Genomic DNA, 17,365 nt, shown 5'->3' on the forward strand with positions numbered 1-17,365 from the left:
TGATAAATGCGGTGACATTATAATTGCAGTAAAGGAGGAAACGACATGAAAAAAGAAATCTGGAAAGGAATTGGCTTAACATTTTTCATCGCGATCATTGCGAAGCTCGTCTCTTCATTACCATACTTATCGCTAATAGGTCCTCTAGTCTTAGCGATATTAATAGGAATTCTGTGGAATACATTTCTACCAGTGCAGGCGACTTGGGAGAAAGGAATAACTTTTTCATCGAAAATGTTATTGAGAATCGGAATAATTTTACTTGGAATGCGTCTAAATTTAAGTGATATTGCTGAAGCGGGTTGGCCGGCATTATTATTAGCTGTCTGTAGTGTCATCGTAGGGATAGTAGCCGTCTATGGCGTAGCAAAACTAATCCGCACCGACTACACAGTTGGTTTTTTAACTGCATGCGGAACAGGAATTTGCGGAGCTGCAGCAATAGTGGCAATTTCCTCTCAAATGAAAGCAAAGCCTGAAGAAACTGCTGTTAGTGTTGTGGTTATTGCTGTTTTGGGCACGATTTTCACGGTGGCCTATTCTGTTTTTTATCCAGTATTAGGACTTTCAAGTGAAGCATACGGAATGTTTGCAGGTGGGACTTTGCATGAGATCGCACATGTTGTCGCGGCGGGGGATGTTGGCGGGAAATCAGCATTAGATTTGGCACTTGTCGTGAAATTGACCCGTGTAATGCTTCTTGTATTCGTTGCTAGTGGCGTGGGAATTTGGATGGCTAGAAAAAATCGAGTTGAGAACGAAAAGTTTAACTTCAAAAAGCTGCCGATACCATGGTTTATTTTTGGTTTTCTAGCAACGAGCGCATTATATTCAACGGGCATAATCCCAGAAGTAATTGCTTCTAAGTTAGTCACACTTGCATACGTTTTGATGGCGATGGCAATGGCCGGCTTAGGGTTAAACGTTAAGTTCGATGCTTTCCGCCAAGCGGGAATAAAACCTTTCATTGCGGGGTTAGTTGGTTCGCTTATTCTAGTTGTAACATTATATTTTTATATTCAATAAAAAAAGACATCGCTAGAATTTAGCGATGTCTTCTTATATAAATCAATCAACAGAATAGTTTTTGTGTGAAACGACAGTAAGATTTGAGGCCGCACCGATTAAATCTGCATCTTCATTAGATATTTGTACGATAACAGAGTTTTCAAGGATCTTGTAAATAGTCCCGTAAACCTTATAATCATTCCGAACAAATGAAATCTCTTCATCGACCTTGCGCGCTGCTACAAAGTCCGATACTGGTCTTTCCTTACGTGGAAAAGCCATATGAACCCCTCCTATTGATACTGATTATCTTCGACACTATTAAAAAAAGCTTAGGCAATGCCCTAAGCATCGAAAGTTGAAAAAACGGTAAACGATTAGACGAAGAATGTCTACTACTAGTATACCATATTTGGACGAACTTTGCAGGTTTCTTATACGAGCCTTCTTTTGACGTAGGGTTAAACAACCAGGGACTGCTTATGATGAATTAATGAGAGGGGGGTAGGCTTATTATGTTATGAATATTGGTATTCCTGATGCTAACAGCCGATGGCAAACCTAATGATTAACGTAAAGTATAATATAAGAGGAACCAATTTTACATTATGTCAAAAGATTAATTTCAATCTTTATAATAAACTCTATATTATGTTATTTAATAAACCTCAATGTAAGCGGTTTCACTCATGCGGTTGTGCAGTGACTACTGAGGGAACTAAAGAGGAGGGACCACAAATTACATAAAGTAGCACTATGAAAGTTGTTTAATCGGGATATAATTTACAAGTTTACTATTTATGAAACATTACGGGACGGGGTGAAGAAATGTTCAACTTACCAGCGGAAACATTTTGGCTGATTGTTCCATGGCCATTCATTTGGGTTGGGTTGGCCTTATTTATGTATTTTAAGATGAAAAAAGAAGATGATTTAGAGGACCAAGAAGAAAGAAGTAGACAAGGGGAGGCTGAGTCATGAGCTTAGATGGAATAATTTTTATAATCTATTTAGGGGTTCTTTTGAGCATCGGGCTTTGGTTTTCGCGTAAATCGGCAGAATCAACCGAACAATATTTACTTGGCGGTAGATCACTTGGTCCTGCTGTTACAGCTATGACGATGCAGACTACCGCAATGAGTGGTTTTATGTTTATGGGCGCACCTGCCATGGCCTTCAAATATGGTTGGTATGCAGTTTGGTATGCGATTGGTGATGCAGGTGGTTCGATTATTAACCTTTCTGTTTTAGGAAAACGTATGAGAAGAATGTCGGAAAGACTAGGAGCGCTTTCGCCAATTGAATACTTGGAAAAAAGATTTGAAAGCGCTAGTGTACGCGTCGTAGGATCCGTAATTTCAATAGTTTTCCTTTTCGGATACGTTTGTGCGCAATTCATAGCCGCGGGAAAAGCAATGGCAACACTTACCGGGTTTACATACGAATTGTCATTGATTATTGGTATTAGTGTAATTTTAATTTACACAGTTGCGGGTGGATACTTGGCTGTTGCATATACATCCTTTGTACAGGGCCTTATTATGGTTTTTGGAGTTGTTGGTATTGGAGTCTTGGCATACTTCCACGTCGGCGGCTTATCCGGACTTAACGATTCCCTAGCAAAAATTGATCCAACCTATTTAAGTATCTGGGGGAAAGGTCTGGCCTTTTACGGTCAATGGGGCGTCGTATTGGGTGCTATTCTTATCTACTCAATAGGTTATATGGGGCTTCCTCATGTTGTTGTTAGACATATGTCAATGAAAAGTACTAAAACGGTTAAAGGTGCGGTGTTGATCGGAGCTATTTGGAACCAGTTCTTTATCTTTGTTCCATATATTCTAGGGCTTATCGGTATCATTCTTTTGCCAACTATTGCGGATCCAGAAATGGTCATAACAGAGTTAGCTTATACACTGTTTCCTGGTATTTTTGCCGCGCTTCTATTATCAGCAATTATGTCAGCAGTTATGTCTACCGCAGACTCAATACTGATGCAGGCGGGTTCTATTTTATCTCGTGATATTTATCAAAGATTCATCAATAAAAACGCAAGTCAAAAAACAATGGTCCTTGTTTCTAGGCTATGTATTCTAGCCGGGGGGATTGTTGGCGTAATTGTAGCAATCTATGAACCGCCTTCCATTTTTGCATTAGTTGTTTTTGCTTTCGGGACTCTTGGGAACAGTTTTCTGGTACCTTACGTGGCTTCCGTTTATTCGAAAAAAGCCAACTATATCGGGTGTCTATGTGCAATGATTGGTGGAGCATCTACAAATATTATCTGGACATCTATGGAGTTGGAAGGCGTGACCGGGCTACATCCATTTTTAGCTGGTTTGCTAGTGTCCATTGCCGGGATGGTTATTGGTAGTCAATTTGGTCGCCAACCTTCAGGGGAAATACAAGAGGTATTTGAAGAGTCAAGAAGGAAGCGTACCTTTACACAAGACTTCGACAAAAACATCTCTAGAGATTTAGCACCCGAAGCTAGAAGTATTTCAAATCTCCTAGCAAAGGAAAAGGAGGATCTTTACTCATGAGCACATTATTGACACAAGAAATATCTTTTGTTGAACAGGATGTGCTACTTGGATTGCGACAATATGATAAGAAATCAGAAGTTCGGATTAGTAATTTAATATTTTACCCTTATTATTTTTTTGAATATGAAGTGAATGCTAAAAGTTTACTAAGGTTTAAGGGAAAGGTAGGTTGTACAATTGATGCCCTCGAAGGCCGGGGAGCAATAGTAGATGTACAGCCGGAATTTTTACAACGCAAGATTGAAATGGAGATTGTGCCTGAGGTTCAGGTTTGTGAGGAAAAGGCAAGGGAGATAGCGGATAAGTTTGTTTTTGAAAATGCTTCATCAAAAGCCAAATTTATTACGATACCTGAAATAAAGTTGTTGAGTTGTACGCTATTTTATCGTCCATTTTGGTTGGCGAAATATGACCAAGAAGAGCAAGGTCAACACCAATTGATTGTCGATGCGATTAGCGGAAGTTATCATCCGCTGTAGAAGGCGATAAGCATTCGACGTTGAAAGGGATTTTTATGATACGTAAAGAGGGCGTAAAGGAAATAGTAATTAGACGAGGAGGATAAAAATGAAAGTGTTAACAATAAATTCGGAGCGCTTAAATAATCGGATTTTTGAATTATCTCAAATTGGAAAGTTAGGAAGCACTGGTGTTTCTAGACTTGCTCATTCGTCGAAAGATAAAGAAGCTGTTCTAAAAGTGAAAGGCTGGATGGAAGAGGTTGGACTCGAAACAAGAATTGATAACTTTGGTAATTTAATTGGAAGATGGGACGGTGAATACTCCGATGAAAAAATACTAATGGTTGGATCCCATATTGATTCGCAACCTTACGGGGGGAGATTCGACGGTGTTCTCGGTGTATTGGGGGCTCTAGAAGCAATTCAAACCATGAAAAAACAAAATATAACTCCAACGCTTCCAATTGAACTGGTGGCTTTTTCGGATGAGGAAGGAAGTCGATTTAATAAAGGGCTTTTTGGAGTAAGGGGGATTCTAGGGGAATTGGAAGATGGGGAGCTAGATAGAAAAGATAAAGACGGCATGACAAGAAGGGATGCATTAATTGAATTTGGTTGTGAGCCTAATAGATTCGCAGATTCAGAGTACGACCCAACAACAATTGCAGCTTTTTTAGAGCTACATATTGAGCAAGGTCCGGTGTTAGAAGCACAAGGGGAAGCGGTCGGTATTGTAACAGGAATATCTGGACCACTATGGCAGACGGTAGAATTTACAGGTCTTGCTGGACATGCAGGATCCGTGCCGATGCCGATGCGACAAGATGCACTTGTTGGAGCAGCAAAGATTATCGTTAAGTTGAACGAGCTTGCCGCGAAAATCCCTGGAGCACCAACTGTTGGAACGGTTGGTAGTTTGGAAGTATTCCCAGACTCACGGAATATTATTCCTGAAAAGGTGAGGTTTACAATGGATTTACGAGATATAGATGAACGAAGAAGAGATGAAATTGAAAAAGAGTTATTAATTGAGTTTGAAAAAGTTGCTGAAATGCATGGGCTAACCTATACAATATCGGAAGACACGAGGAATGAACCGCGTTTCTGTAGTGAGAAAATAAAGAATGTGATGAGAACTGAAAGCAAGAATATGGGACTCAATCCTCCAGAGCTAATGAGCGGTCCATTTCACGATTCACTCGCGATGTCTTACGTTTGTGACTACGGAATGATTTTCGTTAGATCTAAGGATGGAATTAGTCATAATCCAAAAGAGTATTCTTCACCTGAAGATATTGCGCTCGGAACAGAACTGTTTTATCGAACAATGGTTAATATCGCAACACAAAAAGACATCGTTTTAGCAAGTGGCAGAATTCAAGAAACTGTTTGATGATCGATAGCTACAATGCGACGATCGGCAACTGTGAATAAAACTTTAAGAGAAAGGTTGGATATGGATGTCTAAAACTAGAGTTCCTGGCAAAAAGATACTGCTTTATAGTTTAATCATTCTTTGCTTTATTATGATGGAATCACCAATGGTTTTATTGGCAAATAAAATTGAACCTATTATTTTAGGAATACCTTTTCTACTTTTTTGGACCTTAATCTGGTGGTTTGCTTTAACAGTCTTATTTCTAATTGGCTATTTAATAAACTGGGGTAGTGAAACAAAAACTAATTAAATGTAAGTGATATGTGAAAGGGGAATTTAGATGACAGCTGGTCTATTAATTATTGCTGCGTTTATGATTATACCGTTGCTAGTTGGTTTTTTAGCGGCTAATAAATCTACTAATACAAGTGAGGATTTCTTTATTCAAGGTCGGGGTATGGGAAGTATTGCAGTATTCTTTACGGTTTCAGCCACATGGTGGAGTGCTTTTGCTTTTTTAGGCTCAAATGCTACTTTTTATGTACATGGCCCAGTCTATTTGACGGCTTTAGCTTGGAATCTTTTATTCGGCTATATGTACTTCTCAGTAGGAAAGCGAGTATGGTTTTTAGGTAAGAAGTTTAATTATATCACCGCTTCTGACCTGCTAGGAGATTTTTATAATAATGAATTACTTCGAATAATTGTTGCAGGAATAATGCTGGTTTTTACGATTCCCTACTTACAGATCCAGTTGATGGGAGGGGCTTATTTAATTGAAATTGCATCAGGTGGATTAATTCCTTTTTGGTTATCTGCTTTCTTATTCTATTTAATAATCGTTATTTATGTCTGGGTTGGAGGAATTCGGGCGGTTGCTTGGACAGATATTATATATGGAGCATTATTGTTTTTTGGAATGATTTTTGCAGGTTTTTATATTGCCCAAAAGCTTGGCGGGCCTGTTGCTATGTTTGGACAAATGGTAAGTGAACACTCAAGTCATTTAACAATGCCTGGACCGCTCGGTAGTATGGGATATTCAATGTGGTTTTCATTATTTTTAATCACAGCAATCGGTGCATTTATGGGACCACAAATTTGGCTAAGAATGTATTCTGTTAAAAGTGGTCAATTATTCAACTTAATGCCCTTTTTACTTGGTTTGGCAGCAATTGCCTACATCGGTTCAGTCCTAACAGGCTATTCTGGCGTGATATTAGAGCCGGGTGTAGAAAATCCAGATCATATTTTACCAATTATGTTAACGAAGCACGCACCATTTGCATTGGCTTCACTAATATTAGCAGCTGGTGCCGCCGCAGCCATGTCAACTGCTAATTCACAAATTCATGCGGTATCTACAATTGTGACGTTAGATATTTATCAACGCTATATGAATCCAAAGGCCAGTCAGGAAAGTATTATAAAAGTTGGACGTTGGTCTCTTGTGCTATTTTCATTAATTGCATATTTTATGGCGCTTGTCGTACCAGGTGTCTTAATTACGATTGGAATAGCAGCTTTAGCCGGTACCGCTCAATTGATTGTACCGACAATCGGGGCGATTAGTTGGAGGAAATCTCACCCGACTGCAGCAATATGGGGCCTATCGGCAGGAGTTTTAACTGTTGTAGCATTGACATTTATTCCTGCATTTACGTCTGCTCCATTTGGATTTCATGCAGGCGTCTGGGCTTTAATAATAAACGTAATAATTTTCGTATCACTTAGTTTATTGTTAAAGAGAAAAGACACGGATGTTGTCGAGCGTTTTGTGGATGCACGTAATAATTACAATGCGGAGTATCATCCGGAGGCGGCTCCTAAATAAATTGCATAAGAAATACTTAATATGGGGGGAGTCAACATTAAGGCGACAGTTGTATTCATAAATGGTGAAGTTATTACTTCGAATCGCGACAACCAAATTCAAGAAGCCGTGGCTATCAACGGAAATAAAATTGTTGCAGTTGGATCAGGTAAAGAGCTCGCATCATTTATTGATGCTGAAACAAAGGTTATTGACTTAGAAGGAAAATCCTTGCTACCGGGTTTTATAGACGCCCATTTGCATTTGACAATATACGGAACGAATCTACTCGGTGTTAGTTGTGTAGAGCCGCATATAAAATCACTTGAGGATATATTCAAAGATATAAAAATGAAAGTATCGAATACCAAGAGTGGTGAATGGGTAAGGGCTTGGGGGTTCGATGAAAATAATGTAGTCGAAAAGCGATTTCCAACAAAAGAAGAGCTTGACTTAATTTCCACGGATCATCCAATCGTAATTATCCGAACCTGTAATCATACATCGATTGCCAATAGTAAAGCATTGGAACTGGCAGGATATACGGAGCAGGCGGAAAGTCCAAAGGGCGGAATCGTTGAGAAAGACTATTCAGGTGAATTAACGGGAAAACTTGTTGAAAATGCTCATATGGAACTCTTCAATGTAGCTTCTTATAATGATCAAGAATTGAAGAAGGCGATGAAGCTAGCTTCAAACACCTTTATTGAAGCAGGTATTACAAGTGTTCATGACGCTGGTGGGTACGGTTCAGGTCCCGATATACTCCGAGTAATGCAACAAAATGTTGCATCAGGGGATGTTAAGATTCGAATTTATGCGATGATAGGTTCCTTAACAAATTCCAAGTCTTTTATTAGGACTATGATTGATGCAGGTATTGTCACAGGACTTGGTGACGAAAAGTTTAAAATTGGTCCTGCCAAAATTTTTACGGATGGGAGTAGTACAGGCCCAACAATTGCTACCCGCACACCATACGATAGCGACCCGGCGGATACTGGAATTCTATATTATAATCAGGAAGAAATTAATGGGATCTTAGGTGAGGCTCATGAAAAAGGATTTCAAATAACCGCGCATGCTCAAGGTGACCGTGCAATTGAAATGCTTCTTAATTGTATTGAAGATGCTTTGCAAAAGCATCCACGTGTCAATCACCGACATCGGATTGAGCATGCAGGTATTGCTCCTCCGGACTTACTAAAGAGAATGAAAGAATTAGATGTAGTAATCGTTCCAAATCCAGTATTCATGTATGTGAATGGTGATTCGTATATTAAAAATTACGGAAGCCGCGTCGAGATGATGTATCCGGCGAGAGACTATATTGATGAATCGATACCGGCGGCCTTTGCATCAGATTCTCCCGTGACCTTTTGCAATCCATTATTAGGGATACATGCTTCAGTTAATCGGAAAAGTAGAACCGGCATCGATGTTGGAAGTAATCAGCGAATTGAGGTTTTGGAAGCGATAAAAGCATATACGTTAAATGGGGCATATGCTAGTTTTGATGAAAATGTAAAAGGAAGCATAGAAGTAGGGAAATTAGCGGATATTGTCGTTTTGAGTGATAGTATCTTAAATAGTGACAAAGATAAAATTAAAAATCTACAAGTCGAAATGACAATGATAGATGGCGAGATTTTATTCGAGAAAGTTAGTTCTAACATTATTTAAATAACAGCCGCCATTGTTTCTTATCAAGCAATGGCGGCTTTTCAAATCTACCGAGTTTCAGCGTTGGGCTGTTTATTTAGTTCACAAGGTATTATTATAATTCGAACTTTTTCCCAATAGCTCATACGCCTTTATTGCCACTTCAAAAGCCAACCGATTCGAAGGTTCCATAAAGTCTTTACCCAATAGCGTTTCTAACCTTTCAAGTCGATGGTACAGTGTTTGCCTTACAATAAATAAGCGATCCGAGGTTTCTTTTTTCGATCCGCTACATTTAAGATAAACGCTGAGAGTTTCGAAGAGGTTACCGTCTGTCTCTCGGTCGTAATCAAGCACGGGCGACAAGTATTCATTCACGTATTTTTCAAGATAGTTACTTTCCTTTAAAAATAGTAGGAGTCTATATATTCCTAGATTTTCGTAAAAGTTCGTTTTAGTGACTTGAAATAGATGTAATTCTAGCACTTTACAAGCTTCTTCGTATCCTGTCCGGGCGTCAGTAATATCATGGTATACTGCGCTCACGCCAAAGGTACATTTACTTCCCTCGATAAAGTTGTTTTCTTCCATGCCAGTAATGTTTGTTATGATTTGTGAGAATCTATCGGTCTCATTTTTCAAATGATCGGCAGCGATAAAAGAAGCAATAACCGCAATTTCGTTTTTTCTCGTTGAAACCGCAGGAAAAAAGCCGTTTCTTTTAAAAAGAGAGCGAATCATCATTGACCTTTGAAGCTTTATTTCCTCCCAGTCCTCTTCGCTAAGATTTGTTTCCAGAAAATCTAAATGAATGATAAATACTCTGAAATGCATATTGCGACTTGGGGTGGGTAAGTAGGAATGTATGTCCTCCTGTTCATATTCACGACCGCTCAATAAATTGCGGACGAGCACATCCTCCATATTTTGTTTACGTTCTTCAATTGTACGGTTCCGCAATAAGATTTGTGCGATTGCAAGGGCAGCACGATCCAGCAGTAAAAATAAAAAATCCTTAGCCATTGGCTGTTTTATTTGCAAACATAAATACCCCCAAGTCTGCCCCAAACCGCGAACAGGCATGAGTGCAAATTTGCGATCACCTAATTTAATGATTCCTTGTTCTGTATGAGTCATTGACGACATTTCAATCGTGTCACGAATGGAAACTTCTATGTCCTTACATTCAGATGGATAATAATAAGGTTTCATATTATCACTTATGAAAAAGGTGTTTTGTTGGAAGAGTTCGTGTAATTCTTGAAGGATTTTCAAAATCCCGTTATGTGTAAGCGATAATGAAATGAATTTTCTTGATAGTGTATCGAGTTGAGAAAGCATTTGATGGTGTTGGTTAATGATGAATGTATGAAGGTCTTGGGTAATGTCGACAAACTTCACGATTTCCTCGAACAAGATGATCGGAAAATCGAACTCATCGGCTAATGCTATTATTTCTGCCGGTACCTCCTTGAAACTTGATCCAATCTCTATACAAATTCCTGCGACATCTTTTTCTATTAGTCTCTTTATATATTTTGTCTGAGAAGCGAGGTCGAGTTGTAAACCAACCCCAGTCGTTAGGATTAATTCTCCGCCGTTTATAAGCGACTCGAATTCTTTTGTTTCAAGTATGTGAGACCATTTAACTTGTCTATCCAAACCTTTAGCACCCGCAATCACTTTTGCGCATTTGAATGTTTCACGGGCAAGGACGCCCCTAACAGTTAGTTTTAATTCATTCACAGCAGCTATTCCCTCCAAAACGTTAAAATAATAAACAAATGATTTTACATTATGTAAAATGACAATTATCCGAATTATTCGTAAGATATAATATGAAGTGTATCGAAAATTGCAAGAACTAGCAAGAAAAGTAGAATAGGAGGAATAGAAATGAGTGTTACGGCAATAGAAAAGAAAACGCTTTCAAATTTCATCAATGGACAATGGGTAAAATCGACAACAGATAAATATGAAGAGGTGCCAAACCCGGCTACTGGCGAAATATTGGCGGAAGTACCAATTTCAACGCAAGAAGATTTGGAGCAGGCGGTTCAAGCGGCGAAAAAAGCATTCGCTTCATGGAAAAAAGTTGCGGTTCCTCAGCGCTCTCGAATTTTATTCAAGTATCAGCAATTGTTAACTGAAAACTGGGAAGAGCTTGCGAAGCTGATTACAATCGAAAACGGAAAAAATTATAACGAAGCGTATGGCGAAGTGCTTCGCGGCATTGAGTGTGTCGAGTTTGCAGCTGGCACGCCGACACTGATGATGGGGCAACAGCTTCCGGATATCGCAACGAATATTGAATCAGGTATGTATCGTTATCCAATTGGAGTAATTGGAGGGATTACGCCTTTTAACTTCCCGATGATGGTGCCTTGCTGGATGTTCCCGCTTGCAATCGCTAGCGGAAATACGTTCATTCTAAAACCGTCGGAAAGAACGCCACTTTTAGCTAATCGACTAGCAGAGCTTCTTAAAGAAGCGGGTCTTCCAGATGGGGTTTTCAATATTGTACACGGTGCACATGACGTCGTGAACGGCATTCTTAGCCACCCGGATATTCCAGCGGTGTCGTTTGTTGGATCACAGCCGGTCGCGGAGTACGTTTATAAAACGGGTACTTCTAACGGCAAAAGAGTTCAAGCGTTAGCGGGCGCTAAAAACCATACAATTGTTATGCCAGACGCAGATATGGACTTGACGGTCACAAACATTATTAATGCAGCATTTGGCTCAGCGGGAGAAAGGTGTATGGCGTGTGCAGTTGTCGTCGCGGTTGGAGATGTTGCAGATGAACTGGTTGAAAGACTGGTAGATGAGTCGAATAAAATGACAATTGGAAACGGATTGGAAGATGGAATCTTCCTTGGACCGGTTATCAGAGATTCACATAAAGACAAAACGCTCAGTTATATCGAATCAGGTATTGAAGAAGGTGCCAAGCTTCTGCGCGATGGGCGAGGTGATGAATCGACTTCTGAAGGTGGATATTTTGTGGGTCCGACAATCTTCGACAATGTGACAACGGAAATGAAAATTTGGAAAGAAGAAATTTTCGCGCCAGTTCTTTCTGTAGTCAGAGTTGAGACTTTAGAAGAAGCTATCGAACTCGCGAATGAGTCTGAATTTGCGAATGGGGCATGTTTATTTACAGATAGTGCAAAAGCTATTCGCCAATTTAGAGAAGAAATTGATGCAGGGATGTTAGGCGTAAATCTCGGGGTTCCAGCACCGATGGCATTCTTCCCGTTCTCTGGTTACAAAAAATCATTCTATGGTGATCTGCATGCAAACGGGCGCGATGGCATTGAATTTTACACAAGAAAGAAAATGTTGACAGCACGTCACTAATAAAAAATATTGAAGGGGGTAGAAGTAATGACGACAGTTAAAGGTGAAACAAAATCCTTAGTTGAAAAAGATCGGGAAAACGTTTGGCATCATATTTCCGCCTACAATGAAAAGAATCCGCCAATGGTTTGGGAAAGTGGGGAAGGGGCTTGGATTACGGATCATGAAGGCAACCGTTACCTTGACGGGATGGCTGGACTTTGGGCTGTTAACGTCGGGTATGGTCGTGAGGAATTAGCAAAAGTCGCATACGATCAAATGTTAAAGATGGCGTATGCGCCGATGACACAAAGCCATGAACCGGCCATTAAACTGGCTGAAAAGTTAAATGAAATGCTTGGCGACGATTACAAAATCATTTATTCGAACAGTGGATCGGATGCCAATGAGGTAGCATTCAAGATTGCGCGTCAATACCACCAGCAAAATGGAGATCCATCCCGCTATAAGTTCATTTCACGGTACCGGGCTTACCACGGAAGTTCGATGGGCGCATTAGCGGCAACAGGTCAAGCGCTGCGTAAATACAAATACGAACCGCTTGCACCTGGATTCCTGCACGTCGCTCCGCCGGATAATTACCGTCGTCCAAAGGGGCAATCAGTTGAAGAGTATAATATTCAACGTGCGCAAGAGTTTGAAGAGAAAATTATCTGGGAGCAAAAAGAAACGATTGCGGGAATCATTATGGAGCCGCTTATTACGGGGGGCGGCGTACTAATCCCGCATCCGGTTTACCTTGAAAAAGTACAAGAAATATGCGACCGACACGGCGTGTTGCTCATAATTGACGAAGTCATTTGTGGTTTCGGACGGACTGGAAAGGCATTTGGACATCAACATTTTAAACTGAAGCCGGATATCATTACCATGGCTAAAGGACTCACGAGCGCTTACTTGCCTTTGTCCGTCACGGCTGTTCGAAAAGATATTTACGAAAAGTTTGATACAGGCGAGGAAAATAGTCATCTTCGTCACATAAATACATTTGGCGGGAACCCGGCGGCTTGTGCCTTGGCATTAAAGAATATCGAAATTATGGAAACCGAAAACCTTTTTGAACGTTCGGCTGAACTTGGCGAACGACTCCAAAAAGAATTGGCTAACTTGAAAGATCATCCGTTTGTAGGCGATATCCGAGGACTAGGTTTCCTATTAGGGATTGAACTTGTTGAAGATAAAGAAACGAGGGAGCCAGCGACGAACGAGCGTGTTGCAAAAATTATCGGGGATTGTAAGGCGAATGGGCTTATCGTTGGAAGAAACGGTGATACCGTTGCCGGATTCAACAATATCGTTGCGCTTAGCCCGCCGCTGTCCTGTACGGATGAGGATTTTGACTTTATTATTACAGTGTTGAAAAAGGTGTTTGCAGAAAATCAATAAATAAAAAGGGGTGGATATCCACCTCTTTTTACATTGGAAAATAGGCTGTCGTGAGGAATGAATAATTAATTAACACTAGACTCTGAAACTTATTTTTATAAATCCCTTGACTTTTCTGTATAGTCAGTTCTATACTGTGTAACAAGATGGAAAACAGAATCAATCATACTCTTATCTAGAGCGGCGGAGGGATTAGGCCCTGCGATGCCCGGCAACCAGCAAGCGTCCAACTTGCAAAGGTGCTACTTCCTACAGATTCGTGCAAACGATCTGAAAGATGAGAGGAGGAATTAGCGAAAGCATAACCCTCTTCTTACACGAAGGGGGTTATTTTTTATTTAAAATTTCCCCAATCGTCACTGCACTTCCATCAAACAAAAAACTTGGAGGTAATGAAAAATGACAAACTTAAAACCAGAAACACAACTATTGCACGGTGGGCAAGAACCAGATCCGAATACGGGATCGCGCGCGGTGCCAATTCATAGAACGACATCATTCGTTTTTCGTGATACAGAACATGCACAAAACTTATTCGGGCTAAAAGAAGCAGGAAATATTTATACGCGAATTACAAATCCTACAGTTGATGTATTCGAACAGCGCATCGCTTTGCTTGAAGGCGGAACGGCTGCAGTAGGGCTTTCTTCAGGAATGGCGGCAATTGCTTTTTCAATCTTAAATATTGCGGGTGCTGGCGATGAAATTATTGCTGCGGAAAACTTATACGGGGGCACATACAATCTATTTGCTGTAACACTTCCACGTTACGGAATAAACGTTAAATTTGTTGACGCGACGAATCCAGAAAACTTCCGTGCGGCGATTACAGATAAAACAAAAGGACTCTTTGCAGAATCAATCGCAAATCCAAGTTTGCATGTTCTTGATATCGAAGCGGTGGCGAACATTGCACATGAAAACGATATTCCACTTCTAGTCGATAGCACGTTTTCAACACCGTACGGCAGCAATCCGATCGAGTTTGGTGCAGATGTTGTCATTCATTCCGCGACGAAATGGATTGGCGGACACGGGACATCAATCGGCGGCGTCGTTGTAGATGCGGGTAAATTTGATTGGACTAAGGGCAAGTTCCCTGGATTTACTGAGCCAGATGAAACATACCATGGTCTTCGTTACGGGATTGATGCAGCGGCAGCAGCATTTGCAACGAAGCTTCGCGTGCAACTATTACGCGATTTCGGACCATGCTTGAGCCCGGACAATGCATTTAATTTCCTGCAAGGACTAGAAACATTACATTTACGAGTACCGAAACATAACGAAAACGCACTGGAAGTTGCAAAATATCTGAAGGAACATCCTTCCGTTGAATGGGTCACGTACAACGGTCTTGAAGAACACCCATCTTACGAATTAGGGAAGAAGTATTTGAAAAACGGTTTCGGATCCATCGTCAACTTCGGTATTAAAGGCGGTCGTGAGGCGGGACGTAAAGTTATTGATAACGTCAATATCTGGTCTCATGTCGCAAACGTTGGAGATGCGAAATCACTAATTATTCACCCGGCTTCAACTACGCATCAACAACTTGGACCAGAAGACTTGAAGAAATCAGGCGTTACAGAAGAATTAATCCGCTTGGCAGTGGGGCTTGAATCCGTGGATGATATCATTGCGGATCTTGCACAAGCAATTGAAAAAGCTGTTCCAGTTGCTGCACAATAATTTGAAGATAGTAAACGAGGTGAGACCATGGTAGAGACTGGAATTGTAGAGATTGGAAATTTGCTGTTGGAGTCTGGTGTTGTGCTCGACCAAGTCCATCTCGCTTACGAATGGGCAAAAGTTGAAAACGCGCCAACTGTGCTTGTCTGTCATGCATTAACCGGTAACCATAAAGTTATCGGTACGGAGGATAAGCCGGGTTGGTGGAATGGTTTAGTGGGCGACGGAAAAAGCATTGACTCGAATAACTTTTCCGTTATTTCGTTTAATGTTCTTGGCGGTTGTGATGGATCTACAGGTCCTTTATCAATCAACCCCAAGACAAACCTACCGTATCGGCAGCAATTTCCGGAAATTTCAATACGAGACATGGTTTATGCGGAGCGAAAAGCGCTATCGGTTCTTGGAATCGATAAATTGCATACAGTAATTGGCGGTTCACTCGGTGGCATGCGTGTTTTGGAATGGGGTATCCTTTATCCAGATGATATGGATCTTTTATTGCCGCTTGCGGTAACGCCGTCTCTGAGCGCATATGGAATTGCTTTTAACTGCATTGGATTACATGCGATTGAGAGTGATGAAGACTTTGCTAATGGAAATTACGGAGAACCGGCTGACGTAAAGGGATTCGAGACAGCCCGTATGGCTGGAATGGTGACGTATCGGTCCAGTCAATTATTCAATGAGCGTTTTGCGCGCGATGAATCGAATAGCGGTGAGTACGAAGTCGAGTCGTATCTTCATCACATTGGGAAAAAGATCGCGACGCATTTTGACCCAAATAGCTACTGCACACTGCTCCGTGCCATGAACACGCATGACCTAGGACGCGGCAGAGGTGGAATTCGAGAAGCGGCAAAACAAATCAAAGCGAAAACAGTCATGCTGGGATTCACGCATGATTTAATCTATCCGCCAGAATCAATTCGAGCATTCGCTCATCAATTGACGAATTCTAATTTTTGTTTGATTAATACGGAATTTGGTCATGATGGATTTTTAACGGAATATAATAAATGGGGACTTTTCATCAAACAGTCCATGGAGGTGGCAACTTGTCGACAATCAAAGTCGCTATACTTGGCTTCGGTACTGTAGGTGAAGGCGTATACCGAATTTTAAATGAAAAAAAGAACGAAATTAAGTTGCAAACGGGTTATGCAATCGAGATTTCGTCAATAGTAGTTCGTGATGTTGAAAAGAAAAGAATCGAAACGCCTGGCATCAAAATTACAGATTCCATTCAAGATGTTTTTGCAGATCCCGATATAGACCTTATATTTGAAGCAATCATCGGAGAAGAGCCCGCATTCAAGTATCTTTCGAAAGCAATCTCGAAAGGAATAAATGTGATCACTGCAAACAAAACGATGTTTGCTAAACATGGTCCAGCATTAATAGCGCAAGCAGAAAAACACGATGTGAAAATCGGGTTCGAAGCGACAACAGCTGGTGGGGTACCGATCATTCGTACGCTCGAAAACCTATTGAAGGCAGACCGGGTTCAACGTATTCAAGGAATATTAAACGGCACCTCAAACTTTATCTTAACGAAAATGAGGCAAGACAACGTTCCGTTTGAAGTCGCGCTTGAAGAAGCACAGGCGAAAGGTTTTGCAGAAGCGGATCCGTCCGATGATATCGGCGGGAAGGATGCGTTTCGAAAACTAATGATTTTGAGTGATTTAGCATTCGGGCGGCAGCCGAAGTGGGATGATATCGCCATCAGTGGGATTGACAAAATCCATGCTAACGATGTTTTAATTGCAACGGAAAAAGGTCTTCGTTATCGACATATCGCAGACATTTCAATCGACGAAAACGGAATCCTTTCAGGAAGCGTCGGCCCGGTTCTGATTGGTCCAGAGCATCCGCTCTACGGGGTTGATGGCGTGGACAATGCAATCATCGTTGATACTGAATACCTCGGTGCACTAACACTTATCGGACCAGGCGCGGGAATGTACCCGACGGCAAGCGCAATGATTAGCGATTTTCTTCACATTGTGGGAAAACGCGAAAAAGTACTTATTCCGAGTTAAGAACAAAAGCGCAA

Annotated in this window: 15 protein-coding genes and 1 riboswitch; of the genes, 13 read left to right on the plus strand and 2 right to left on the minus strand. The window is 40.9% G+C overall.

Annotated elements, in window-relative coordinates:
- Nucleotides 1–45: 45 nt before the first annotated feature.
- The gene (locus JSQ81_RS13675; protein WP_212604576.1) at nt 46–1,026 is read left to right on the plus strand and encodes a YeiH family protein; all 981 of its coding nucleotides are present in this window, start codon (nt 46–48) and stop codon (nt 1,024–1,026) included.
- 42 nt (nt 1,027–1,068) lie between these two features.
- On the opposite strand, the gene JSQ81_RS13680 is transcribed toward JSQ81_RS13675, so the two are convergent.
- Complete coding sequence (locus JSQ81_RS13680) at nt 1,069–1,290, minus strand: DUF2187 family protein (RefSeq protein ID WP_210470670.1); 222 nt, start codon at nt 1,288–1,290, stop codon at nt 1,069–1,071.
- A gap of 546 nt (nt 1,291–1,836) precedes the next feature.
- Between JSQ81_RS13680 and JSQ81_RS13685 the strand changes: the two genes are divergently transcribed.
- From JSQ81_RS13685 to JSQ81_RS13715, 7 genes are all read left to right on the plus strand, one after another.
- Complete coding sequence (locus JSQ81_RS13685) at nt 1,837–1,989, plus strand: hypothetical protein (RefSeq protein ID WP_212604577.1); 153 nt, start codon at nt 1,837–1,839, stop codon at nt 1,987–1,989.
- Nucleotides 1,986–3,551 (plus strand): sodium/proline symporter, encoded by a 1,566-nt coding sequence (locus JSQ81_RS13690; RefSeq protein WP_212604578.1) that lies wholly within the window; start codon nt 1,986–1,988, stop codon nt 3,549–3,551. The genes JSQ81_RS13685 and JSQ81_RS13690 overlap by 4 nt, the downstream gene beginning before the upstream one ends.
- Nucleotides 3,548–4,033 carry a hypothetical protein gene (locus JSQ81_RS13695; RefSeq protein WP_212604579.1) on the plus strand — a complete coding sequence of 162 codons (486 nt, stop codon included), beginning with the start codon at nt 3,548–3,550 and terminating at the stop codon, nt 4,031–4,033. The genes JSQ81_RS13690 and JSQ81_RS13695 overlap by 4 nt, the downstream gene beginning before the upstream one ends.
- Before the next feature lie 88 nt (nt 4,034–4,121).
- Nucleotides 4,122–5,408 (plus strand): M20 family metallo-hydrolase, encoded by a 1,287-nt coding sequence (locus JSQ81_RS13700; RefSeq protein WP_212604580.1) that lies wholly within the window; start codon nt 4,122–4,124, stop codon nt 5,406–5,408.
- Nucleotides 5,409–5,475: 67 nt separating this feature from the next.
- On the plus strand, nt 5,476–5,703 hold the full coding sequence (locus tag JSQ81_RS13705) for a hypothetical protein (RefSeq protein ID WP_212604581.1): 228 nt from the start codon (nt 5,476–5,478) through the stop codon (nt 5,701–5,703).
- Nucleotides 5,704–5,733: 30 nt separating this feature from the next.
- Nucleotides 5,734–7,227: a sodium:solute symporter family protein gene (locus tag JSQ81_RS13710; RefSeq protein ID WP_212604582.1), complete on the plus strand. Its 1,494-nt coding sequence runs from the start codon at nt 5,734–5,736 to the stop codon at nt 7,225–7,227.
- 36 nt (nt 7,228–7,263) lie between these two features.
- The gene (locus JSQ81_RS13715) at nt 7,264–8,889 is read left to right on the plus strand and encodes an amidohydrolase (RefSeq protein ID WP_212607671.1); all 1,626 of its coding nucleotides are present in this window, start codon (nt 7,264–7,266) and stop codon (nt 8,887–8,889) included.
- 81 nt (nt 8,890–8,970) lie between these two features.
- Here JSQ81_RS13715 and JSQ81_RS13720 read toward each other — a convergent pair whose 3' ends face one another.
- Entirely contained in the window at nt 8,971–10,614 is a 1,644-nt protein-coding gene (locus JSQ81_RS13720; protein WP_212604583.1) for a PucR family transcriptional regulator, read from the minus strand.
- Nucleotides 10,615–10,764: 150 nt separating this feature from the next.
- Here JSQ81_RS13720 and JSQ81_RS13725 point away from each other — a divergent pair, with 150 nt between their 5' ends.
- The 5 genes from JSQ81_RS13725 to JSQ81_RS13745 all read left to right on the plus strand — a co-directional run bounded on the left by JSQ81_RS13725 (nt 10,765) and on the right by JSQ81_RS13745 (nt 17,351).
- Nucleotides 10,765–12,228: a CoA-acylating methylmalonate-semialdehyde dehydrogenase gene (locus tag JSQ81_RS13725; protein WP_212604584.1), complete on the plus strand. Its 1,464-nt coding sequence runs from the start codon at nt 10,765–10,767 to the stop codon at nt 12,226–12,228.
- Between the two features lie 27 nt (nt 12,229–12,255).
- Nucleotides 12,256–13,614, plus strand: coding sequence for an aspartate aminotransferase family protein (locus JSQ81_RS13730; protein WP_212604585.1), 1,359 nt, complete (start codon nt 12,256–12,258; stop codon nt 13,612–13,614).
- A 168-nt stretch (nt 13,615–13,782) separates the two neighbouring features.
- Nucleotides 13,783–13,898, plus strand: a riboswitch (SAM riboswitch).
- 115 nt (nt 13,899–14,013) lie between these two features.
- Entirely contained in the window at nt 14,014–15,306 is a 1,293-nt protein-coding gene (locus tag JSQ81_RS13735) for an O-acetylhomoserine aminocarboxypropyltransferase/cysteine synthase family protein (RefSeq protein ID WP_212604586.1), read from the plus strand.
- Between the two features lie 27 nt (nt 15,307–15,333).
- Entirely contained in the window at nt 15,334–16,407 is a 1,074-nt protein-coding gene (locus JSQ81_RS13740; RefSeq protein WP_212604587.1) for a homoserine O-acetyltransferase MetX, read from the plus strand.
- A complete protein-coding gene (locus JSQ81_RS13745) occupies nt 16,365–17,351 on the plus strand; it encodes a homoserine dehydrogenase (RefSeq protein ID WP_212604588.1) in 987 nt (328 codons plus the stop codon). Before JSQ81_RS13740 ends, JSQ81_RS13745 begins: the two co-directional genes overlap by 43 nt.
- Nucleotides 17,352–17,365: the final 14 nt, after the last annotated feature.

Origin of the sequence: Sporosarcina sp. Marseille-Q4063 (assembly GCF_018309085.1) — a bacterium.
GTDB lineage: Bacteria > Bacillota > Bacilli > Bacillales_A > Planococcaceae > Sporosarcina.